The 22,597-nt window shown below is 58.5% G+C and carries 18 protein-coding genes; 7 read left to right on the plus strand and 11 right to left on the minus strand.

Annotated features, from left to right (window positions below; genetic code table 11):
* Window positions 1–781: 781 nt before the first annotated feature.
* On the plus strand, window positions 782–2,752 hold the full coding sequence (locus tag JHL21_RS12375) for a M23 family metallopeptidase (RefSeq protein WP_200213793.1): 1,971 nt from the start codon (window positions 782–784) through the stop codon (window positions 2,750–2,752).
* Window positions 2,753–2,772: 20 nt separating this feature from the next.
* On the opposite strand, the gene JHL21_RS12380 is transcribed toward JHL21_RS12375, so the two are convergent.
* The 7 genes from JHL21_RS12380 to JHL21_RS12410 all read right to left on the minus strand — a co-directional run bounded on the left by JHL21_RS12380 (window position 2,773) and on the right by JHL21_RS12410 (window position 12,720).
* Complete coding sequence (locus tag JHL21_RS12380) at window positions 2,773–3,111, minus strand: VOC family protein (RefSeq protein WP_169195460.1); 339 nt, start codon at window positions 3,109–3,111, stop codon at window positions 2,773–2,775.
* Window positions 3,112–3,221: 110 nt separating this feature from the next.
* Window positions 3,222–5,819 (minus strand): ATP-dependent chaperone ClpB, encoded by a 2,598-nt coding sequence (gene clpB / locus JHL21_RS12385; protein ID WP_200213794.1) that lies wholly within the window; start codon window positions 5,817–5,819, stop codon window positions 3,222–3,224.
* A gap of 258 nt (window positions 5,820–6,077) precedes the next feature.
* Complete coding sequence (locus tag JHL21_RS12390; RefSeq protein ID WP_169195462.1) at window positions 6,078–6,701, minus strand: DUF4167 domain-containing protein; 624 nt, start codon at window positions 6,699–6,701, stop codon at window positions 6,078–6,080.
* Window positions 6,702–7,044: 343 nt separating this feature from the next.
* The gene (prmC, locus tag JHL21_RS12395) at window positions 7,045–7,911 is read right to left on the minus strand and encodes a peptide chain release factor N(5)-glutamine methyltransferase (protein WP_210338906.1); all 867 of its coding nucleotides are present in this window, start codon (window positions 7,909–7,911) and stop codon (window positions 7,045–7,047) included.
* Window positions 7,908–8,984: a peptide chain release factor 1 gene (gene prfA / locus JHL21_RS12400; RefSeq protein WP_169195464.1), complete on the minus strand. Its 1,077-nt coding sequence runs from the start codon at window positions 8,982–8,984 to the stop codon at window positions 7,908–7,910. Before prfA ends, prmC begins: the two co-directional genes overlap by 4 nt.
* Before the next feature lie 135 nt (window positions 8,985–9,119).
* Window positions 9,120–11,387: a phosphoenolpyruvate--protein phosphotransferase gene (ptsP, locus tag JHL21_RS12405; protein ID WP_200213795.1), complete on the minus strand. Its 2,268-nt coding sequence runs from the start codon at window positions 11,385–11,387 to the stop codon at window positions 9,120–9,122.
* Between the two features lie 67 nt (window positions 11,388–11,454).
* Complete coding sequence (locus tag JHL21_RS12410; RefSeq protein ID WP_199532207.1) at window positions 11,455–12,720, minus strand: aspartate kinase; 1,266 nt, start codon at window positions 12,718–12,720, stop codon at window positions 11,455–11,457.
* Window positions 12,721–12,908: 188 nt separating this feature from the next.
* Here JHL21_RS12410 and ubiG point away from each other — a divergent pair, with 188 nt between their 5' ends.
* Complete coding sequence (ubiG, locus tag JHL21_RS12415; protein WP_200213797.1) at window positions 12,909–13,646, plus strand: bifunctional 2-polyprenyl-6-hydroxyphenol methylase/3-demethylubiquinol 3-O-methyltransferase UbiG; 738 nt, start codon at window positions 12,909–12,911, stop codon at window positions 13,644–13,646.
* A gap of 17 nt (window positions 13,647–13,663) precedes the next feature.
* On the opposite strand, the gene JHL21_RS12420 is transcribed toward ubiG, so the two are convergent.
* On the minus strand, window positions 13,664–13,939 hold the full coding sequence (locus tag JHL21_RS12420) for a hypothetical protein (protein ID WP_200213798.1): 276 nt from the start codon (window positions 13,937–13,939) through the stop codon (window positions 13,664–13,666).
* Between the two features lie 273 nt (window positions 13,940–14,212).
* Here JHL21_RS12420 and JHL21_RS12425 point away from each other — a divergent pair, with 273 nt between their 5' ends.
* From JHL21_RS12425 to JHL21_RS12445, 5 genes are all read left to right on the plus strand, one after another.
* Window positions 14,213–14,815: a hypothetical protein gene (locus JHL21_RS12425; RefSeq protein ID WP_200213799.1), complete on the plus strand. Its 603-nt coding sequence runs from the start codon at window positions 14,213–14,215 to the stop codon at window positions 14,813–14,815.
* A gap of 145 nt (window positions 14,816–14,960) precedes the next feature.
* Entirely contained in the window at window positions 14,961–16,286 is a 1,326-nt protein-coding gene (locus JHL21_RS12430; protein ID WP_200213800.1) for a hemolysin family protein, read from the plus strand.
* A gap of 191 nt (window positions 16,287–16,477) precedes the next feature.
* Window positions 16,478–18,322 carry a dihydroxy-acid dehydratase gene (ilvD, locus tag JHL21_RS12435; RefSeq protein WP_200213801.1) on the plus strand — a complete coding sequence of 615 codons (1,845 nt, stop codon included), beginning with the start codon at window positions 16,478–16,480 and terminating at the stop codon, window positions 18,320–18,322.
* Window positions 18,323–18,474: 152 nt separating this feature from the next.
* Window positions 18,475–19,185, plus strand: coding sequence for a glycosyltransferase family 25 protein (locus JHL21_RS12440; RefSeq protein ID WP_200213802.1), 711 nt, complete (start codon window positions 18,475–18,477; stop codon window positions 19,183–19,185).
* 113 nt (window positions 19,186–19,298) lie between these two features.
* On the plus strand, window positions 19,299–20,129 hold the full coding sequence (locus JHL21_RS12445; RefSeq protein WP_200213803.1) for a glycosyltransferase family 25 protein: 831 nt from the start codon (window positions 19,299–19,301) through the stop codon (window positions 20,127–20,129).
* A gap of 87 nt (window positions 20,130–20,216) precedes the next feature.
* Here JHL21_RS12445 and JHL21_RS12450 read toward each other — a convergent pair whose 3' ends face one another.
* From JHL21_RS12450 to JHL21_RS12460, 3 genes are all read right to left on the minus strand, one after another.
* Window positions 20,217–20,585 (minus strand): MmcQ/YjbR family DNA-binding protein, encoded by a 369-nt coding sequence (locus JHL21_RS12450; protein WP_200213805.1) that lies wholly within the window; start codon window positions 20,583–20,585, stop codon window positions 20,217–20,219.
* A 127-nt stretch (window positions 20,586–20,712) separates the two neighbouring features.
* On the minus strand, window positions 20,713–21,393 hold the full coding sequence (locus JHL21_RS12455; protein WP_200213806.1) for an ABC transporter ATP-binding protein: 681 nt from the start codon (window positions 21,391–21,393) through the stop codon (window positions 20,713–20,715).
* The gene (locus tag JHL21_RS12460) at window positions 21,390–22,595 is read right to left on the minus strand and encodes an FtsX-like permease family protein (protein ID WP_200213808.1); all 1,206 of its coding nucleotides are present in this window, start codon (window positions 22,593–22,595) and stop codon (window positions 21,390–21,392) included. The genes JHL21_RS12455 and JHL21_RS12460 overlap by 4 nt, the downstream gene beginning before the upstream one ends.
* Window positions 22,596–22,597: the final 2 nt, after the last annotated feature.

Here is a 22,597-nt window from a genome sequence, read left to right on the forward strand (position 1 = left end):
GTTCTGAGCCAGGATCAAACTCTCAAGTTTAATCATGACTATTGTCGCTAGATGCACGTTTGCGTTTTGACGAGGACACACATCAAATTGCGCTAAAAAGCGCTAAAAGAGTGTACCTCTAGAAACGCGCACCCATCGAAGTCTTGTATAACTTCCACCGGAGTAAACCCCAGCTTCCGTTCGCAAGAACCTCGCCGTCCACGTTTCTCTTTCTTCAATCTTCACAATGTCAAAGAGCTGACCCATCGGCGCAAACCGGACACGTCATTTTGGAAGCAAAGCTTCCGGAGTTCTTAGAGACAAAGCTTTTCGCGCCGTTACCGGCCAAACCGCCTGATCTTTCAGATTTCTGTGCCGCTAGAACTCAGTGCCGGAAGGCGCTGTGCTCTGCAGCGATGTCCGGGTTATAAGGGCACCCCCTTTTCCCGTCAACAGGGTCTACGGAAATTTCGGCAGAAAAATCACCGCCGTGAGAACCCGTTGTGGATTACTCCCGTCAAGCCCGCGGCGCATAAGGGCTCGCGGCTATGAAGGATAAATAGGAGATTCCGCGCGCCACGCAAGACCTTATGGTTAATTTTTCTTTGAGACCGCCGCAATCACCACTGCGCAGGCGCTTTCCGGGGTGAAATACTCCAAGTTTGGCCGCATTTAGACATGATGAGTGCTCAAGCATTGATCTCAGGGCCAGCTCTGACTAGGTTAACGCGCGTTAGGGAATGTATGTCCGCTCATTGGGCGCGGCTCTCCCCACGCGTTGGAATAAACTAAGGATGGTGCGTTGAACGCAGCGCAAAGACGACGTCAGGTTTCGCTTCTCCGCTCCGCTGGCTTTGAAGACAGCCCGGCCTTAACGGTACAATCGACAGACGGCGACATTCCGCAAGGACGTGAACTCAGCTTTGCCTGGCTGAGCGGCACTGTGTTGACTGGCCTGACCAGTGTCCTCGTCATGGGCGCGGCTTTATTCGTCTCCTTCCAAGGACAAGACACATTCTCGACGGCCTATGCCGCGCTGAAACTCGCGGCACCGCGCATTAATCAGCCGGTTGCGACCGATTTCGTTTCCAAAACCTCCCGTCAGCGCCCCGTGGCTGCGACGCGTTCGGATAAAGAAGTCATTGAAGCCTCGACCCGCCAAGTGGTGGACGGCCGTGAGGTGATCCGCAATCAGCCGTTCATTCGCATTCGCGCGACCCTGGCCACGACAGCAACGCAGCTGTCTGCTGGTGTCCCGGATTATGATCCAGTGGCTATTCTCAATAAGACCCAGCCCCTGCAGAGCGCCGTTCTGGATTTGGCTAAGGACATCTACGGCACCGATATTGAAGGCGAAGTCGCGGTCCAACAGGCCGCCCTCCCCGACAATTTGGTTCCCGCACCCGCCATCAGCGATGAACTGGCCGCCGATTTCGTGCGCGGCATCACCCAGATGAGCGTCAGCGGCGACGACTTTGTTCCAGCCCTCGCCTATGCCTCCATCGCTCCATCGGTGCAGAGCTTGGCAACGCCCGGCGCGACCTCCGATAACATCGTCACCGGCATTGCCGAAAACGTCACTGCGGTCCCGAAAACAACGCTGGGCAGCGACAGCGAAGCGGGCCGTACCGAGCGTTTCTTGACCGTGCGCGCCGTGGGTCCATTGGCAGACACGCTTGTGCGGAATGGTTTCACCCGCAGCCAAGTGGCCATGGTTGAGCAAACCGTCGCCAATCTCATTCCCTCGAGTGGCCTTCCGGCAGGCATTCGCCTGCGCATTCTTTACGGCCCATTGTCAAACGAAGCCTCCAGCCTCGTGCCCTATCGCATGTCCATCTATATGCCGGATGGTGCGCCGGGTGACCGACACGTCGCCACCGTAGCGCTGTCGGACAACGGCAAATATGTGGTCGGCCTGCAGCCTGACTGGGTGGAGTTCCCCAAGGAAGACGTCGAGCAGATCAACGTGGGCAATCTGCCCACCGTTTATCGCTCTATTTGGGAAACCGGCCGCAAACACGATTTGGACGACGAAACCATCGAACGCATCATCGGCATGTATGCCTATGATATCGATATGACCCGTCGCATCACGGCCGGCGATACGATTGAAATCCTCAAAACCGGGGAAACCGCCGAAACCAAGCCAGAGCTGCTGTATGTGGCGCTGAATTTGGGGGGCAGCAAGCGCGAATTCTATCGCTTCACCTCGCCAGAAGGCGCCAATGATTTCTACGATCCCAATGGCGAAACGGGTAAGCGCTTCCTCAATCGCCGTCCGCTCGAAGGCGGCGGCACGCTACGCTCGCGCTTTGGCTATCGCATCCACCCGATCTTTAAGACCCGCCGTCTGCATACCGGCGTTGACCTTGCCGCGCGGACGGGCACGCCGATTTATGCCGGTGGCGACGGCGTTATCACCTATTACAAATGGCAGTCCGGCTACGGCAATAAGATCGAAATTCAGCACGTTAACGGCTATGAGACCGCTTATGGCCACCTTTCGCGCTTTGTCGATGGGCTTAGTGCCGGCAGCAAGGTGCGTCAGGGTCAGGTCATTGGCTATGTTGGCTCCACCGGTCAGTCGACTGGGCCCCACCTGCACTACGAAATCTCGATCAACGGCAATCTTGTCGATCCTCTGAGCGTGAAACTGCCTAAGGACAATGTTCTGCCAGAACGCAACAAGTCGGACTTTGAGCAGACCATCGCTCAGATCAATGAGCTGATGCTGCGTGAGCCAGCTGCTGTGTCAGTGGCGCAAGCCCAATAGGCTTTGGTGTTGAGCGCCGTTTAGAGGCGCTCAACAAACACCGCCAATTCGCAGCCGCCCGGCTCCCGAAAATGAAACCGTCGCCCGCCTGGAAAATCAAACTGCGGTCTGGTGATAACACCACCCGCTGCCAGAACGCGCGCCTGAGCGGCATCCAGATCGTCGGTTTGAACAATCGCCAGCGGCGCTGAAACGCGGTCACTCGAAGCATCGATCCCAGTGTCAATCCCGGCCTGATCAAGCCCTTCATAGGCAGGGCCATAGCTGATCCTCCCCCATCCAAACGCCTGTTCAAAGAACGCCCCGCTCGCATCGCGGTCGGCGCTTGGAAATTCGATATAGGTGATTTTGTCCGGCATTCTCGTCTCCTGCTCTCAAGCCCATGTCGGGCGGAAGTGTGCGGTTGCGCAAGACAGAAAAAAGGCCAGCCCCTGCGGACTGGCCTTTTATGGTCTCTCGATCGGCGTTTTTAGTGCACCGAACCCCCATTTGGGGTGATGACAATGCCGGCGTCGTTCGCGTCAATCAACACGCGCGCCCCGTCGCTGACGGCTCCAGTGAGAATGGCGTCAGCCAGCTCATCCTGAACCGCACGCTGAATGACGCGCTTGAGTGGACGCGCACCATAGGCAGGGTCATAGCCTTCGTTCGCCAACCACGCCCGAGCGGCATCAGTAAGCTCGAGGGTAATGTCGCGATCAGTAAGTAGCTTTTCCAAGCGTCCGAACTGAATGTCGACAATCGCGCCCATGTGCTCACGGCCAAGGCGATGGAACAGCAAAATCTCGTCGATGCGGTTGAGGAATTCAGGACGGAAGGCAGACTTCACCATGTCCAGAACCTTGCCCCGCGCCAATTCGACAGACTCGCCGTCCTTCAACTCAACCAGGAACTCAGCCCCAATATTGGAGGTCAGGATGATCACCGTATTGCGGAAATCAACCGTACGCCCCTGGCCATCGGTCAAACGTCCATCGTCGAGCACCTGCAACAGCACGTTGAACACATCGGGATGCGCCTTTTCGATTTCGTCGAAAAGGATCACCTGATAGGGCCGACGCCGCACAGCTTCGGTGAGCACGCCGCCTTCATCGTAACCAACATAGCCCGGAGGCGCGCCGATCAGACGAGCGACAGAGTGCTTTTCCATGAACTCCGACATGTCGAGGCGGACCATTGCTGTCTCATCGTCGAAGAGGAATTGCGCCAAAGCTTTGGTCAGTTCGGTCTTGCCCACGCCGGTTGGCCCGAGGAACATGAACGAGCCAATCGGACGGTGCGGATCCTGCAGACCAGCACGCGACCGCCGTACGGCTTTGGAAACCGCCCGCACAGCTTCGGCCTGCCCGATCACACGTCCACCCAGCGAGGCTTCCATGTGCAGCAGTTTTTCCTTTTCGCCCTCGAGCATGCGATCAACCGGAATGCCGGTCCAGCGGCTCACCACGCCAGCAATGTCGCTCGCGTCCACGGTTTCCTTCGCCATCAAAGGCGCAGCGCTGCCATCGCCAGCCTCGGCAGCGCCAAGGCGCTTTTCGAGATCTGGAATAACGCCATAGGCAAGCTCGCCCGCTTTGGCGAGATCGCCCTGCCGCTGCGCAATTTCCAGCTGACCGCGTGCGGTATCGAGCGCTTCCTTGAGCTTGGTCGACCCCTGCAAACGCTCTTTTTCTGCCAGCCACTTGGCAGACAGCGTTTGCGCTTCTTCTTCCAGCCCAGCCAAATCCTGCTCAAGCCGCACAAGGCGGGTCTTCGAGCCGTCGTCAGTTTCCTTCTTGAGCGCTTCGCGTTCAATCTTGAGCTGCATGATCTTGCGATCCAGCTCATCGAGCGCCTCGGGCTTGCTGTCGACGGCCATACGCAGGCGCGCCGCCGCCTCGTCCATCAGATCGATGGCTTTATCGGGCAGAAAGCGGTCGGTAATATAGCGGTTCGACAGCGTTGCCGCGCTCACAAGAGCCGAGTCCGAAATGCGAATGCCGTGATGCAGTTCGTATTTTTCCTTAAGCCCGCGCAGGATCGAAATCGTATCTTCCACGGTTGGCTCGGAAACAAACACCGGCTGGAAACGGCGGGCCAAAGCCGGGTCTTTTTCCACGTGCTTGCGGTATTCGTCGAGCGTCGTCGCGCCAACGCAATGCAACTCACCGCGCGCCAAGGCGGGCTTGAGCAAGTTGGACGCATCCATGGCCCCTTCACCCTTACCCGCTCCGACAAGCGTGTGCATTTCGTCGATGAACAAAATGATCTGTCCATCAGCCGCGGTCACTTCGTTGAGCACGCCTTTGAGGCGCTCTTCAAACTCACCACGATATTTCGCGCCCGCGATCAACGAGCCCATGTCCAACGCCAGAAGGCTCTTGTTCTTGAGGCTTTCGGGCACGTCGCCATTGACGATGCGAATAGCCAAGCCTTCGGCGATCGCGGTTTTACCCACGCCAGGCTCACCAATCAGCACCGGATTGTTCTTGGTTCGACGGCTGAGGACTTGGATGGTGCGGCGAATTTCTTCGTCACGACCGATCACCGGGTCAAGCTTGCCTTCGCGCACATCGGCGGTCAGATCGCGCGCATATTTCTTGAGCGCATCATAGGCGTTTTCAGCCGAAGCGCTGTCTGCCGTGCGACCCTTGCGAATGTCTTCGATAGCTTGGTTCATGCCAGCAGCGGTGACGCCGGCAGCTGACAACACCTTGCCTGCATCGGTGTCTTTTTCGATCACCAGTGCCAAGAGCAGTCGTTCCACGGTGACGAAACTATCGCCAGCCTTGGTCGCCGCCTGTTCAGCGGTTTCAAAGACGCGCGCCAGTTCGCGGCCCATGTAGAGCTGACCGTTGTCGCCCGAAACGACCGGGATCTTTTTGAGAGCGGCTTCAACGCCTGCGCGCGCTTGCTTAGGGTTACCCCCGGCGCGTTCGATCAGGCCATTGGCCATGCCCTGGTCATCATCGAGCAGAACTTTGAGCAGGTGGAGCGGCGAAAACTGCTGATGGCCCATGCCCAGCGCGCCAGTCTGCGCACTCTGAATGAAGCCGCGCGCACGCTCGGTATATTTTTCAATATTCATTCAACTCTCCTGTTCTCACCCGCACCTCGGCCCAATTGGCACCGCAGCTACGGAGGAAGCGTCGTTTTGTTGGATGCCCATAAGCGGCGCATCCTTCGAATGGAGATGTAGGGTGTTTTGATCCGATCAAAAGGGACTGATACGCAATATTTTTAGCCGACCACCAAACCACTGATATTGAGCCTAGCGCGCACCAAACGAAAAATGCCGGACCATCGGCCCGGCATTTCAAAACTCTATTCTGCTGAGAGCCGAAGCTTATTCAGCGCTGGCTGGTGCGCCAGTCAGGAAGGCTGGCAGTTCACTACCATCGGCAACACCTGCATCCTTTGGCGCAGCATCACCTTCACCGGCAACCGGACGACGGCGACGTGGGCGACGCTCGCGCGGCTTGCGCTGTGCGGCTTCCCCGTCCTGCTCAACTGGAGCTGCCGCCGCCTCCGCGGGTGCAGAACCAGCGTCGCCACGAGGCTGTTCGCTCGAGGTGTCAGCAACAGCTTCAGCTTCGCTTTCTGGCTGATGCACGGGCTGAACCGGCTGCGGCGAGGCGAAGCGCGAATTCAATTCGCTGACGTCATCGTCGTAGTCGTTATAGTCGCCGTTCTGCCCGTCACGCGTGCCCTGCAGGGCCTGCTGTGCAGAAGAAACGATGCGGAAATAGTGCTCAGCATGCTGCAGATAATTTTCAGCCATGACGGAGTCACCGGAGGACTGCGCATCGCGGGCCAACTGCAGATACTTTTCGGCGATATGGGCGGCGTTACCGCGCACCTTAACGTCCGGACCGGTGCTTTCGTAATTGCGCGAGAGCGGATTAACGTGCTTGCGTCCGCCGTTACGGCCACGCTGCCGGTTCTTGTTGTTCTGGTTGTTAGGTCTCATCGGGTCGCTATGTCTAACTCTAAAAGTTAAGCGTCACATCATGGGGCGGATTGGCTAACCGCTCTGGCCCCTACCCCACGGTGACAAATAGCGCACCGAACGGGATCAAAACTGGCTTCATGAAGACCGGGCGCTTTCGGCAACGATCCAACGGAAATCCGTAAAACTCCCTCGCGTCGCTCTGATCACCAGAGCCGCGCTGTCTTAAGACAGCTTCGCGTTTTGGAACTTTTGAGATCGCTGCGGCGCCCATGATGCGCCATTGACAGCACGCTCAAACTATCCGGTTCCCGGCGCTTTGGCCAGCAGAAAATCGCATCTCATGCCCAAAGCGCCTGCTTGTTCAGGCTTTATGATGCGCTTCCACAACACGATCCAGCCCACCATAGTCCTTGTGGACCCGCACCTGAGAGAACCCTGCATTGGCAAAAAGTGCGGACACTTCATTGGCTTGGTCGTAGCCGATCTCGACCAGAACCACACCATCTGCCTTCAGATAACCGCCCGCCTGCGCCGCAAGAATACGATAAGGCGCAACACCATCAGGACCCCCATCGAGCGCTAACATCGGGTCAAAATTCTTCACTTCGTCCGCAAGCGTGTTGATAACTTCGCTCACAATATAGGGCGGATTGGAAACAATGAGGTCAAATCGCGCCGCGCGATCCACCCCCTCAAGCGCCTCAAACCAGCTCCCAGCCGAAAAGGTCAGCCGCTCCGAAACGCCATTGGCACGCGCATTCTCTTGCGCCATCGCCAAGGCCTCAGGATTGATGTCGGAGGCATGCCCACGCCCGTCTGGTCGATTGGCGAGAATGGAGATTGGGATGCAGCCCGTGCCCGTCCCCAAATCGAGCAGGCGCCCGCCCTTCGGCAGCGCTTTGATCGCCAGATCAACAAGCAGTTCAGTGTCCGGGCGCGGCTCAAGCGTGGCCGCGCTCAGCTTGAAATTCAGCCCATAAAACTCGCGATAGCCGATAATCCGCGCAACAGATTCCCCGGTCAATCGACGCGAGATCGTTGCGTTAATCGCCTCGCGCTGCGCCTCGCTCACACCGTCCATTTCGCGCGTCATCAGCCCGAGCGCATCAAGCCCCAGCGCGTGCCCCACAAGCAATTTGGCGTCGAGCGTTGCTGTGGCCACATCATGCTTGGCCAGTACGTCACGACAAGCGCGCCAAACAGCGCCGATGGAGAGCGGCGCTGTCAGTTCGACTGCTCCATAGCCGCCAGCTGTGCCGCCTGATTTTCGGTGATCAGCGCATCGATCAGCTCATCCACAGCTTCCCCGGAGATCACCTTGTCGAGCTTATAAAGCGTCAGATTGATCCGGTGATCGGTCACGCGGCCCTGGGGGAAGTTATAGGTGCGGATACGCTCGGAACGATCGCCCGACCCCACTTGCCCCTTACGCTCTGCCGAACGGGCGCTGTCGCGCTCTTCGCGCTGCATTTCATAAAGGCGCGAGCGCAGAACAATCATCGCCTGCGCGCGGTTCTGGTGCTGCGATTTCATCGCTGACGTCACCACCAGCCCGCTTGGAATATGGGTAATACGCACCGCCGAGTCGGTCGTATTGACGTGCTGACCGCCCGCGCCCGAGGCGCGCATGGTGTCGATACGAATATCCTCATTGCGGATTTCAATATCGATGTCTTCCACTTCTGGCAGCACGGCAACTGTGGCCGCCGACGTGTGGATACGGCCCGAACCTTCGGTCGCCGGCACACGCTGAACGCGGTGCACGCCGGACTCATACTTCATGCGCGCATAGGCGCCTTTCCCCGAAACATTGGCGATGATTTCTTTAAAGCCGCCCATTTCGCCGGGGCTTTCTTCCATCACCGTGACTTTCCAGCCTCGATTCGCGGCATAGCGCTCATACATGCGGAAGAGGTCACCCGCGAAGAGGGCAGCTTCGTCGCCACCTGTGCCGCCACGGATTTCCAGAATAATCGACTTTTCGTCGGCCTCGTCCTTGGGCAGCAGCAGGATACGGATCGACTGCTCATAGGCCTCGATCTTTTCGTCCAGCTCGGAGATTTCCATCTCCGCCATTTCCGCCATTTCCTTGTCGCCGCTTTTCAGCAGCGTTTGAGCTTCGGCTCGGTCGCGCAGCGCTTTTTTATAAGCCGTGATCTCGCCAACGATGGGCGCGAGATCGAAGTGCTCTTTCGAGAGCTTAGCCAACTCGTCAGGGCTCGCTCCTCCGGAGAGCGCAGCTTCAATATATTGAAACCGCGTTTCCAGAACGTCGAGCTTATCCTGGGGCAAAGATGGCATGGGCAAGGTCTTCCGTATGGTCGGTGCAGACAATCATTGGTGCCCTGCCGTACCTGTTGAATGGGGTTTTCGGCAAGAGCCAAGCGCAAATGTGGCAAGGAAACGCACACCCTGCCCGCCCCGATCCGTCCAGACCTAGCCCACTGGGATGTTTTGTCTCTCGACCCAGGCAGTCAAAAGCTGCCGCACCGTCAGCCCGTTCGCACCGACACTGAGCGCCTCCGCGATCTCGTCCTGAATAGGCTTGAGATCCAGATTGAGGATCATCTCTTTGATCGGCCCAATCGAGGCCGGGCCCATCGACAAACGATCCATCCCGACCGCCATCAAGGCCAGCGCTTCAATCGGCTTGCCCGCCAACTCCCCACACATAGTCACCGGCTTGCCATGACGCTTACCCGCTTCCACCACAAGGCGAATAGCGCGCAATCGCGGCAGCGCAATTGGATCGTAAGCCTTCGAGACACGCGGATTGGCGCGGTCCGCTGCGGTCAGGAACTGCACCAGATCGTTTGAACCGATGGAGACGAAATCGGCTTCCGGCAACAGCTGGTCAAGCTCGAACAACAGCGAGGGCACTTCCACCATCGCGCCCACTTCGATCTGTGTCGACACCGGAATACCGGCCCGCTTTACGCGGTCGATTTCCTTGGCGATCACCCGCTTGGTCTGCAAAAACTCAAATGTCTCAGTCACCATTGGCACAAGGATTTTGAGCGGCCGCCCATTGGCCGCCTGCAACAGCGCGCGAACCTGCGTGCGCAATAATCCTGGACGATCCAGCCCCAATCGAATGGAGCGATAACCCATGGCCGGGTTCTCTTCTACGCTCGAACGCAAATAGGGAACGACCTTGTCGCCACCGATGTCGAGCAGGCGGAATACGATGGGTCGCTCGCCCGCAATGGCCATGGCCTCAGCGTAAAGCTCAATCTGCTCAGACAATCGCGGCAAGCGGCTCGCGATCATAAACTGCAGCTCGGTCCGGAAGAGGCCAACGCCACTGGCCCCCGTGTCGTCGAGCATCGGCAGGTCAGCCACCAGCCCCGAATTATGTAGCAGGGTGATTTCAACCCCGTCCTTGGTCACACTGGGCTTGTTGCGCAAAGCCGCATAGTGCGCGCGACGCCGCGCCGAAACCCGGACCTTGTCGATATAGGTTTGTTCGACTTCGGGCGTTGGGCGCAAATGCACCTGCCCAGCGGGACCATCAATAATGATGTCGTCGCCGGTTTCGCACATCGAAGCGATGGATTCCGCCTGACCGACGGCCACGATCCCGAGCGAACGCGCCACGATGGCGACGTGTGCTGTCGCGCCGCCTTCTTCGAGAACAATGCCGCGCAGCTTGTTGCGGTCATATTCCAAGAGTTCGGCCGGACCCATATTGCGCGCCACGAGCACGGCATTGTCCGGCAAGTCGCGCTGCGCATGGAGACCCGAATTGGTCAGCACCCGCAACAACCGGTTTGCCAGATCATCGAGATCATGCAGACGATCGCGAATATAGGGATCGGTCTGGCGCATCATGCGCGCGCGGGTGTCGTTCTGAACCCGCTCCACCGCCGCTTCCGCCGAAAGACCGTTGTCGATGGCCTCGGTCATCCGGTTCACCCAACCACGGTCGTTGGCGAACATGCGGTAGGTTTCGAGAATTTCGCGATGATCCGACCCGGTGAGCATATCGCCCCGGTCGAGCATGGCATCGATAGACACGCGCATGCTGGCCAGCGCCGCGTCCAACCGTGCCTTTTCCACCTCGGTGTCTTCAGCAATAAAATTGCTCACGACGACGCGCGGATCGTGGAGCACCACGGTCCCTAAAGCGATACCATCGGAAAGACTGACACCAGAAAACATACGCGGCCGCCGCAGATCGATATCCGATCCAGGCTTGATCAGATTGTCAAAATCGGAGGTAGCCACCATCTCGGCCAAAATCGTGGCAGTGGTCAGCATCGCCTCGATTTCATCTTCCCCGTAGTGGCGATGATTGGCGTTTTGCACAACCAAGACGCCCAGCGTCTGGCCCGAGCGCAACACCGGCACCCCAAGAAACGAGCTATAGCGCTCTTCGCCCGTTTCCGGACGATAGGCGAAAGAGGGATGGCTGGGGGCGTCTTCGAGGCTCAGCGGAACAGCTTCCGCAGCGATCAGGCCAACAAGGCCTTCGCCGAGCCGAAGCGTGGTCATGTGGACCGATTCGGCTTTCAGGCCATGGGTGGCGAAAAGTTCGAGCGCGCCGTCGTCGCGCAAAACGTAAAACGAGCAGACGTCGGCCTGCATATTGTCGGCGATGAGGGATACGATTTTGTCTAAGCGATCTTGCGAAGCCAGCGGCTCCGCCATTGTTTCGCGCAACTGCCGCAGCAGCCCACGTGCGCTGCTTGAGATCGTAACCATTGCCTCACCTGGATAGCCCCGGGCTACCCCCCTGCATGGAGGAGCCCGAAGCTTCAGGACAAAGCGATCAGGCTTCCTTCTTGTCCAAACCGTAATATGTGTGCAGAGCGCGAACCGCAAGCTCGGCATACTCTTCATCGATCAGAACCGAAGTCTTGATTTCTGAAGTGGTGATCAGCTGGATGTTGATGCCCTTGTCCGCAAGAGCCTTAAACATGGAGGATGCAACGCCTGCGTGGCTACGCATGCCTACGCCCACGACCGAGACCTTTGCCCCGCCCTTCGAGCCGGAAAGACGGTCATATTCAAAGCGACCGCCATTATTTTCCAGCGCCTTAACAGCCTTATCATATTCGCTGTCAGGAACGGTGAAGGTGATGTCGGTGGTCGCGCCATCATCGGCGATGTTCTGCACGATCATATCGACGATAATGCCTTCGTCGGCCAGCGTGCCAAAGATCGAAGCGGCAACGCCTGGGTTGTCCTTGACCTTGCGCAGCGTGATCTTGGCTTCTGCCTTAGCGAGCGTCACGCCCGAAACGATCTGCTTTTCCATGATCTCATCCTCATCGCATACGAGCGTGCCGGGTACACCGACAGAACCGTCAGGCGCGATCTGGGGCGCATTCGGGTCATCAAAACTAGAACGAACGGTCAGGCGCACCTTATGCGCCATCGCCATTTCAACCGAACGGATCATCAGTACCTTGGCGCCGAGCGAAGCCATCTCCAGCATTTCTTCAAAAGAAATTTTGGTCAGGCGCTGCGCCTTTGGCACGATGCGCGGATCGGTCGTGTAAACACCGTCAACGTCGGTGTAGATATCGCAACGGTCGGCGCCAACAGCGGCCGCAACGGCCACTGCCGATGTATCAGAGCCACCGCGGCCAAGCGTGGTGATGCGGTTATGGGGCGAGATGCCCTGGAAACCCGTGATCACCGGAACCCAGCCATTGGACATGCGCTCATTGAGCTCGGTCGGGTCGATTTCGACGATACGCGCAGCGGCATGGGAATCATCGGTGCGGATTGGCACCTGCCAGCCCGCGTAAGAGCGCGACTGAATACCCATTTCCGAAAGCACGACAGCCATCAGGCCAGCGGTCACCTGCTCACCAGACGCCACAACAGCGTCGTATTCACGCGCGTCATGGAATTTTGAGGCTTCATTCACCCAGCCGACCAATTCATTGGTCTTGCCAGACATAGCGGACACGACAACAGCGACTTCGTTCCCTGCTTCCACTTCGCGCTTCACATGCAGTGCAGCGTTACGGATGCGTTCTACGGTCGCGACGGAGGTGCCACCAAATTTAACGACGATGCGGGCCAATTGCTTCCCCGGTCATCCGCCGAACCCGGCGGTACGCTTAATGATTGGCCCGGAAATGCCACAAACTACGCTGCGGATCAATGGGAAAGACCCGAGCCCGACCCAAAGCCGAGGCTGAGTGTCCGTACTGCTTCACCTTGCCCACGAGGCCCTCTCTGTTGCATAGGTGCTGTAATGGAGTGCCCGATATGACCAACACCACCGTCAACGATGCTGAAATCGCAAAATTCACGGCCATGGCGGAAGAATGGTGGGACCCAACGGGCAAGTTCAAGCCGCTGCACAAATTCAATCCTGTGCGCCTCTCCTATATTCGCGACAAGCTGATCACCCGGTTTGGCCGCGATGCAAATTCCATCCGTCCGTTCGAAGGCATCCGCATTCTCGATGTCGGCTGTGGCGGCGGCCTTTTGTGCGAACCGCTCACGCGCCTCGGCGCCACCGTAACCGGGGTCGACGCGGCCGAGCGCAATATTGCCATCGCCAAGATCCACGCCGAGCAAGCCGGCCTCGACATCGATTACCGCGCCACCACCTCCGAAGCGCTGGTCGCTGCTGGTGAAAGCTATGACGTGGTTCTCAATATGGAAGTTGTCGAGCACGTCGATAACGTCCCGCTCTACATGAAGAGCTGCGCCGATCTCGTCGCGCCGGGGGGGCTGATGTTCACCGCAACGCTCAACCGTACAGCCCGCGCACTGGCGCTCGCCGTCATTGGCGCAGAATACGTGCTGCGCTGGTTGCCGCGCGGCACCCATGATTGGAACAAGTTCCTTACGCCCGAGGAAATCATCGCCGAGCTGCGCCGCAACGGCCTCAATGTCACCGACCAATCTGGGGTCAGCTACAATCCATTGAGCGGCGAGTGGCGTCTGTCGCGCGACATGGCCGTCAACTACATGGTTCTGGCCGAACGCCAGAAATAGCGCCCACTATTTCGCTGTCAGTGAACGCGCAATTTCGGGAATTGCTCGGGCCACTGTGCCCCGCGTTCTAGCACCACATAAAGCGTTTCCGGCACCGGCTTACTGCCCATCAGCCGCACAATAACCCGCATCAGATCGCTCGGATCTGGGCGGGGCGAAACACTGCGCTCCGTCCGCCCATCATGACGGCGGGTCAACGTGCCTGCACACAAATTCCCATCTTGAACGAAGAGGAGCAATGCGGCCTGCCCAGCCGGCAACCGGGATTCACTGACTTGAACATAAGAAGTCATTTTGAAAATCACCTAAGAAACCACTAGGTAATTATACGCAGGAGCCAGCACAGAGGTTCCCAGTCTCCCCCTGGGCGACCGAATACAATTTCGGCCCTATGCTTAACTCTTCCTCTACCACGCACTGTCGCCCTTACGATCACGCATTCGTGGTCCACTGCAACTTTAGGCTTCGCTGTTCATTGATCCGGTGTCGTTCTCCCAACGACCGCCAAAGAATTGATGAACTGAAGCAATGCGCGTTAGCTTTAAGCCGACGCGCAAGGAAGTCCTATGATGCGTCTGCGTGCCGTCCTGCCCATCACCGCCGTGATTATGCTCACCGCGTCGCCGCTCAATGCTGCTGAAACTGCAGCCCTCTCGCGGGTACCCGATCAAACAGTCTTCGCTTTTGCCGGTGTCATGCACGCGGGCCATTTCAGCGACAGCTTAGAGTTTTGGAGCGGCCCCTATGAAGCCAATGTTGCGATCGGCGCGGGCTACCAAAACTTCTTTTATTCCTACGGCAGTTTCGGCCTCGGCGTCGAAGTTGGCGCTGCCCTCAGAGCGGGCGAAAGCACATCCGGAGAAATCTGGGCTGGTGGTGTTGCGCGCCTCACGACCTTCGAAGTTGGGCCCCTCAACATTACACCATCGCTGACCGCAGGCTTTTCGGTCGTCAGCGATCCAATTGGGGTAGAAGCGGTCCGGGCGCGCACCAACAATGCCTCGCCCTATTTCCTCTATTACCTGTCCCCCGAGATTGCCGTCTCCCACGACAACGCGCCTGAAATTGAAGTTTTTGGGCGGATCCACCACCGCTCTGGCGGCTTTGGCACGATTGCCCATCTCGATGGCTCAAACGCTGCGGTCCTCGGCATCCGCTATCGCTTCTAATTGTCTTTCATCGCGCCATTCTGTGCGGAATGCCTCGCTATGTGCAACCAAGCGCGTGTAAGAGTATTTCTATCATTTGAGGCGCCTTCCGCGGCACACGCACTGGCACTGTGACGCCAATCCTTTTCCGATCCAGCGAGACGCAATGAGCTTAATTTTCGGCCTAATCCTTATCCTTCTGCTCATCGCTATCAGCGTCTACATCGCTCTGTCGGAAATCGCCTTTGCTGCCGCCCGTGAGATCCGCATCCGCGCCTTGGCCGAGGCTGGCGATAAACGCGCCCTGCGGTTCATCAACCTGCGCGCCAAATCCGGCACAGTGATCACCGCACTACAAATCAGCACCAATGCCGTCTCCATCCTTGCCGGCATCGTCGGCTCTGGCTCCCTAGGCCCGATCATCGCGTCGGGTCTGAGCACTGTCCTGCCGACCGACATCGCCACAATCACCGCTGATATCGTCGCCTTTATTATCATCACCTCTGCCTTCGTCATGTTCGGCGATCTCGTGCCGCGCCGTGTCGCCATGATGATCCCCGAGCGCACAGCGCTTCTGGTGGTCGGCTTTGTCGAAATGCAAATCCGCCTTCTGCGCCCCATCGTCATGGTGTTTTCGAGCATTTCGGAATGGATCATTTCTTTGCTGCGCATCGAGCCTGATCGCAGTGACGAGATTACCACCGAAGACTTCCGCATGATCCTTGCCGGTGGGGAAGCCTCTGGCGCTTTGATGAAGCGTGAGCATCAGCTCATCAACAATGTTCTGGCCCTAGAGCTGCGCTCAGTCACCTCGGTCATGACCGTGCGTGACGATATCGTCTTTCTCGACATCAACGACAGCCGCGAGACCCAGCGCGAAAAGGTCAAATACCACCCGTTCTCCCGCTATCCGCTATGCGATGGTGGTCTCGACAATGTCATTGGCAGCGTGCGCGCCGAAGACGTCCTCGCCGACGCTTTCGATACCGCCAGCGAGCTCGAACTCAAGAAAATCCGCCGCGAAATGGCCTCCGTCCCAGACAGCCTCAACGTCTGGGAAGTCCTGGCCGAATTCCAAGCCCAGGATACCGGCGTGGCGCTGGTGGTTTCTGAATACGCCAATGTCGTCGGTATCGTGACCTTCAAAGACCTCATGGCACCTCTGGTTTTGGGCCTCGCCAATCCCTTTGAAGAACGCCAAATCATGCAACGCGATGACCAGTCTTGGCTCGTCGATGGCGTCACTCCAATTGTTGACGTCATGTCAGCGCTGAGCCTGCATCACATCGGCTTTGAAGGCTCGTTTGAAACCATCGGCGGCTTCGTCGTCCATCGCCTGCGTCGCGCCGCCCGCAAGGGGGATCGCGTTGAGGCCGAAGGCTACCGCTTTGAAGTGGTGGACGCCGACAAGATGCGGCTCAACCAATTGCTGGTGACGAAAATCCCTGCTGCCAAAGCGCACACGAGCTCCAAAACCCCAACAGACGCCTAGGCCGCAGCGCAAACGTCTGCCAGTCTATGGTTTTCCACCAAGCAAGCTTGGCCCGAAACCCAAGGCAAAAATCTGCGCCGCAACCGTACCCACTGGTACGGTTTCTAGTTGTCCGCCGCCGCTAATGGGTTTATTGACAGGGGAGATATCAAACCGGCCCCAACCGGCTTCCCTGTTCGAGGATGTGCCAAATGCCTGCCTATCGTTCCCGTACCAGTACCCATGGCCGTAACATGGCCGGCGCGCGCGGCCTCTGGCGCGCCACCGGTATGAAAGACGGTGACTTCGGCAAGCCGATCATCGCGGTCGTCAACTCCTTCACCCAGTTCGTTCCCGGCCACGTGCACCTTAAGGACCTTGGCCAGCTCGTCGCGCGCGAGATCGAAAAGGCTGGCGGCGTCGCCAAGGAGTTCAACACCATTGCCGTGGACGATGGCATCGCCATGGGCCACGACGGCATGCTCTATTCGCTCCCAAGTCGCGACATCATCGCTGACTCGGTCGAATACATGGTCAATGCCCACTGCGCCGACGCCATGGTCTGCATTTCCAACTGCGATAAGATCACCCCCGGCATGCTGAACGCTGCTATGCGTCTCAACATTCCTGTGGTCTTCGTCTCCGGCGGCCCGATGGAAGCGGGCAAGGCCATGATCAAGGGCCAGTTGCAGGCACTCGATCTCGTCGACGCCATGGTTATGGCGGCTGACGACAATTACACCGACGAAGAAGTCGAACTGGTTGAGCAGAACGCTTGCCCAACCTGTGGCTCGTGCTCGGGCATGTTCACCGCCAATTCGATGAACTGCCTCACCGAAGCCCTCGGCCTATCCCTGCCGGGCAATGGCTCTACCCTTGCCACCCACTCCGATCGCCAGCGCCTCTTTGAGCAGGCTGGTCATGTCGTTGTTGACCTCTGCCGTCGCTATTACGAACAGGAAGACGAAAGCGTTCTTCCGCGCTCCATCGCCACCAAGGCGGCATTCGAGAACGCCATGGCGCTCGACATTGCTATGGGCGGCTCGACCAACACGGTTCTGCACATTCTTGCCGCTGCCCACGAAGGCGGCGTCGATTTCACCATGGACGACATCGACGCGCTTTCCCGCCGCGTTCCAGTTCTGTCCAAGGTCGCTCCAGCCAAGAACGACGTCCATATGGAAGACGTTCACCGCGCTGGCGGCATCATGGCCATCCTGGGCCAGCTCGACCGCGCGGGTCTGATCAACCGCGACGAGCCGACCATCCACGCCCCATCCATGGCGCATGCGCTCGACAAATGGGACATCTCCCGCACTAATTCGGAAGAAGTACGCGAGTTCTTCAAGGCCGCACCGGGCGGAGTCCGCACCACCCAGGCTTTCTCCCAGTCCAACCGCTGGAACGAGCTCGACCTCGACCGCCAGAACGGCGTCATCCGTTCGGCCGAGACCCCGTTCTCCAAGGATGGTGGCCTCGCCGTTCTCAAGGGCAACATCGCGCTCGACGGTTGCATCGTAAAAACAGCAGGCGTTGACGAGTCGATCCTAAAATTCAGCGGCCCAGCCCGCGTCTTTGAAAGCCAGGACGCGACCGTTAAGGCCATTCTGTCCAACGAGATCAAGCCTGGCGACGTCCTCGTCATCCGCTACGAAGGCCCACGTGGCGGTCCGGGCATGCAGGAAATGCTCTACCCAACGAGCTACCTCAAGTCCAAGGGCTTGGGCAAATCCTGTGCTCTGCTGACCGACGGTCGCTTCTCGGGCGGCACCTCAGGCCTTTCCATCGGCCACGCCTCGCCGGAAGCGGCCGAAGGCGGCGCCATTGGTCTCGTGCGCGAAGGCGACATCATCGAAATCGACATCCCGAACCGCACCGTCAACGTGTTGGTCAACGATGCCGAAATGGCCGCCCGTCGCGTCGAACAAGACAAGCTCGGCTGGAAGCCTGCTGAAAAGCGCAAGCGCAAGGTTACGACTGCCCTCAAGGCTTACGCCATGCTCGTCACCTCCGCCTCCACCGGCGCCGTCCGAGACGTCAGCAAGCTCGAAGACTAAGCCTTCGAGCCACCAAGGTACAAAGCCCCGGTCTCACCGCCGGGGCTTTTTTTATGCCTCTGAGCAAGATAAAAGCTGTGTCTAGCAATTCGACGTACAGCAAATAATCCGTTGGAGACGACGTTCCCGCATCAGCTACTGGCAGTGTTCGCGTGAAAATCTACTACATTAATCTTGATCATCGTACAGATCGGCGCGAGGGGATGGAGCGCAAACTTGCCGCTCTTGCCCTACCAGCCACCCGCATCCAAGCGGTTACACCCGCGGGCATCGCGCCTGACCTAGTTGTCGGCCACACGAATCTAGCCAATGTTGAGCACGTACGCATTACCGAGCTGGCCTGCGCGCTCAGCCACCATCGCGCGCTGGAAGCGTTTTTGGCGACCAATGACACCTACGCGCTCATCCTCGAAGATGACGTGTTGCTCTCAAACGCAGTCGCCGATCTGCTGCAAACGCCCCTCTCCGGTTTCGACATACTGCGACTTGAAACCTATTTGGATCCGCAGCACTTCTTCAGCACAGAACCGCTCCAATTAGGCGCGTTCGAGGCCCGCGAAATCGCCAGCCGCTGCGCAGGCGCGGCCGCCTACATCGTCAATCGCGATGCCGCCAAGGCAATTTTGGCAGAACGCTCGGCGCTGTCGCGCCCTTATGATTTTGTGCTGTTCTTCCCATTCCGCAAACCCGGTACCGCGCTGCGTGCCATGCAACTGGTGCCCGCGCTCGCTATCCAAGAAGATCGCTTCTTTGGCACGCCTTATGCGGGCGATGTCCAGTTAAGGACCGGCAAGATGGGCATGAAGCCCCGTCACCTCGCAGTGCCGCACGCGATCGCTCACTTCTGGCTCAGCGATGCGTAGATCAACCTCATTAAATTCTGGCGACGTCTCTGGGGTAAAACACGTCGTGCCTTTGTGGAACCGGATGCGCTTTTGGCGCGCCAAAAGAACGACTAAAAACTGCCGGGGGGCACATGCTGAGCTACTACATTAACCTCGACCGCCGCACCGACCGGCGCGAGGCGATGGAAAAACGTTTTGCTGATCTAAAGCTCAACGCAACCCGCATCTCCGCCTTCACGCTTGACGACATCACTACAGAACTGGACGCAAAATATTGCGCACCCCATCTGTTTGAGCCCATGTTGCGCGTTGAATTGGCCTGCACCTCAAGCCACTTCCGGGCCATGCGCGCCTTTCTGGCGTCCGACGCCCCTGTCGCCGCCATTTTCGAAGACGACGCCATTCTAGCGCCGCAACTGAGCGCGCTGTTCGAGCACATCGACGCCCATGGCCTGCCTTGCGATCTGCTGCGCTTGGAAACCTTCCTCGACCCCAAGAGCCAGATTTCGGTTACGCCCGTTGGCTCCCTCGGCGGATACACTCTGCATGACATGCAGCACTTTACATGGGGGGCGGCAGGCTATGTCCTCACCCGCAAAGCCGCCGAGCGCTATCTTGCCATCCACACACTGCATCACACCATCGTTGACCGGGTGATTTGGCGCGATCTGCCTGACACCACCAATTTGACCATACGCCAGCTCGTTCCCGCGCTTGTCGTGCAGGAAGATCGTCTCGATCCGACCTTGCGTGTGGGGTCAGACCTCCACGGCGAACGCGCACATGCCGCCCAGCATATTCACACACAAAAGCGCTCGCTCACCTACGAACTCCGCCGCTTCTGGCGCTATGAGGTCAAAGTCGCCCTTCCAGCCCTTATCCACCGCACGCTCAAACTGTCGCACCGTACAATTGTGCCTTTCGCCGGTTCAGGGGTTGCGCCGGAGAGCAACAAGGCTTAGACCCACATTCAGCTACTCAACGGCCTGCCAAGGTTGTTGTTTGGTTAGGTTCGATAGCGGGGATTCCACCCTCCCTATCGGACCGACCTAAACCTTCCCAACATCGTCGGTAATGCCCAGCTCCAAGCGTAGCTTCTTGGTCAGCCCTTTGGCGACCAGCGTGTAGGATTGGCGCGCATAAGCGAGCAGATCGTCTTCGCTCAACGGCGCTGTGTCAAAGACCTGCACCCAGGCGCGCTTCGCAAAGTACGGCGCTTGGCTGATCCCCTCTAGGCCGGTCAGCATCTCAAAGCTCATCTCGCTCACTTTGACGACGATCCGCGGCGAGCCATCGCTCAACAGGCAAAATACCTTGCCGCCCACCTTGGCGATGTAACTGTCCCACTGATCGACAAAAGTCACGCCCGGCCAAGAGCCCAAAAGCTCATCGAATTTTTCGCGCTGAAACATGGTCATGCCTGCCCTCACTCAGACAAGCTTTAGCACAGAATGGGCCAAAATCTGTCAGCAGCGACACCCCCGCTTCAGCGAGAGAGGCAGTTGCACTTTCTAGCGCCTTGCACGAAGCGACTGAAACGGCCCCTCAGTCCGCTACAGTTTTGCCGTCCACCACCTTGATCTGGCGTTTGCACGAGGCAGCGATTTTTTCGTCATGGGTTGAGATGAGGAAGGTCGTCTTCTCATTCTCATTGATCTCGTGGATCAGCTCCATTACCTGACTTGCCGATTCCCGATCCAAGTTCCCGGTCGGCTCGTCAGCGAGAATAAGCTCGGGCTGGTTCATCAATGCCCGTGCAATCGCCACGCGCTGCTTCTGCCCGCCCGATAGCTGGGTGGCGCGGAAATCCATGCGATGGCCGAGACCAACACGCTCCAGCAGCTCGGCTGCGCGCTTCTTGTCCTTGGCCGTTTCCCGCCCCGCGCCAAGCGCCGCCGGGAACACCACGTTTTCCAGCGCCGTGAAATCGGGCAGCAAATGGTGGAACTGAAACACAAAACCAATGTGCTTGTTGCGAAACTCAGTGAGCTCCGCATCCTTGGCAGTACTGAGGTTCTCCCCCAGCATAAAATGCTCGCCGCTCGTCGGCTGCATCAGCGTGCCCAAAATCGTCAGAAGAGTGCTCTTGCCCGAACCCGATGGGCCTAGCAGCGCCGCCAGATCCCCTTCGGCAAGCTCCATATTGAGCCCCTTGAGCACGCGCGTTTCCGCCTCGCCCTCGCCATAGGTTTTGACTAGATCGCGAATTTCAACCAGCGCACTCATTGGCCAATCACCGAAACAGGGTCCACCTTCGCCGCCGCTCGCGCCGGCAAAATGGACGCCAAAATCGCCCCCAGCGCCGTCAGCGCGATGGCAAGCCCATATGCCCCCTGCCGCACGTCAATCGGCAGACCACCCGAAGTGGCCTCTTCCGGCACGGGAAATGGCGATAGCGTCAAATACCCCAGCCCCGCCCCGATCAACGCACCGAGCACACCGATCAGCGTGCCCTGAATAACAAACACGGCCACCACAAAGCCGCGGCTCGCGCCAAAGGCCCGCATAATCCCGATCTCAGGACGGCGACGATAGGTCGAGAGCAACAGCGCCGATGCCACCCCAATAACGATCGTCACCAGAGCAAAGCCCTTAATCAGATTGCCCGAATTGGCCTGCGCCTTAAGCCCATCGAGCAAGCTGGCATTGCCTTCCGTCCAAGACGTCGCCTTAAGTCCAGTGTCCGCACCCAATTGGCGGGCATAGGCGTCCGCTTGATTGAGATCGAATAGCTTCACCTCAACCTTGCTCACCCCCTGCGGCAGCTCCATCAACACCCGGGCCGTCGCAGTGCTCACATAAGCCGCCCGCGCATCGATCGCTTCGACGCCAAGCTCGAAAATCCCGCCGATCACCAGCGTGCGCTCAACATTGCGGTCCGATTGCAGCCGGATCACCTGCCCCACACTCACTCCGAGGTCGTTGGCGAGGGTCCGTCCCACCAATACGCTGGCGTTGGACAAAAGCGTTGTTCCCGCCACCAGTGCCGTCTCAATGTCGGCGATCGAGGACACCTTGTCCGCATCCAGACCGGTGATAGAAACCGGCGCACGCGATTGCCCCCGAATGACAAAGCCATTGCCCACGATTTGCGGCGACACCGCGCGCACACCCGGCATGGCCTCAATGGAGGGCATAAACGCATCAGCTGTGCGCAAGGTCTCGCGCTGCCCCGTCGCCTTTTGCTGTACGACCTGGGCTTGCGCGTCTTCCGGCAGTAGAAGCCCCGCGTCGCGGCTTGGCACTTCCAGCGTCACATGGGCGATATTGCCCACTGTCCGCTGCACCAGATAGCTCCCGAGCCCACCGATCAGCGCACTCATAAAGATGAACACGAACACGCCAACCGCCACACCGGCGATCAGCAACCCCGTCTGGGTTTTGTTAGAGGTCAGATAGCGCCAGGCGATTTTAAAGCCATAAACCATGG

This window comes from Devosia sp. WQ 349K1, from assembly GCF_016595685.1.
Classification (GTDB): domain Bacteria; phylum Pseudomonadota; class Alphaproteobacteria; order Rhizobiales; family Devosiaceae; genus Devosia.

Excerpts from the sequence above, each read along its gene's own strand:
- JHL21_RS12380 (WP_169195460.1), bottom strand. The coding sequence starts at position 3,111 with ATGCCGGACAAAATCACCTATATCGAATTTCCAAGCGCCGACCGCGAT.
- clpB (WP_200213794.1), bottom strand. The coding sequence starts at position 5,819 with ATGAATATTGAAAAATATACCGAGCGTGCGCGCGGCTTCATTCAGAGT.
- JHL21_RS12390 (WP_169195462.1), bottom strand. The coding sequence starts at position 6,701 with ATGAGACCTAACAACCAGAACAACAAGAACCGGCAGCGTGGCCGTAAC.
- prfA (WP_169195464.1), bottom strand. The coding sequence starts at position 8,984 with ATGCCATCTTTGCCCCAGGATAAGCTCGACGTTCTGGAAACGCGGTTT.
- ptsP (WP_200213795.1), bottom strand. The coding sequence starts at position 11,387 with ATGGTTACGATCTCAAGCAGCGCACGTGGGCTGCTGCGGCAGTTGCGC.
- ubiG (WP_200213797.1), top strand. The coding sequence starts at position 12,909 with ATGACCAACACCACCGTCAACGATGCTGAAATCGCAAAATTCACGGCC.
- JHL21_RS12420 (WP_200213798.1), bottom strand. The coding sequence starts at position 13,939 with ATGACTTCTTATGTTCAAGTCAGTGAATCCCGGTTGCCGGCTGGGCAG.
- JHL21_RS12425 (WP_200213799.1), top strand. The coding sequence starts at position 14,213 with ATGATGCGTCTGCGTGCCGTCCTGCCCATCACCGCCGTGATTATGCTC.
- JHL21_RS12430 (WP_200213800.1), top strand. The coding sequence starts at position 14,961 with ATGAGCTTAATTTTCGGCCTAATCCTTATCCTTCTGCTCATCGCTATC.
- ilvD (WP_200213801.1), top strand. The coding sequence starts at position 16,478 with ATGCCTGCCTATCGTTCCCGTACCAGTACCCATGGCCGTAACATGGCC.
- JHL21_RS12445 (WP_200213803.1), top strand. The coding sequence starts at position 19,299 with ATGCTGAGCTACTACATTAACCTCGACCGCCGCACCGACCGGCGCGAG.
- JHL21_RS12450 (WP_200213805.1), bottom strand. The coding sequence starts at position 20,585 with ATGACCATGTTTCAGCGCGAAAAATTCGATGAGCTTTTGGGCTCTTGG.
- JHL21_RS12455 (WP_200213806.1), bottom strand. The coding sequence starts at position 21,393 with ATGAGTGCGCTGGTTGAAATTCGCGATCTAGTCAAAACCTATGGCGAG.
- JHL21_RS12460 (WP_200213808.1), bottom strand. The coding sequence starts at position 22,595 with ATGGTTTATGGCTTTAAAATCGCCTGGCGCTATCTGACCTCTAACAAA.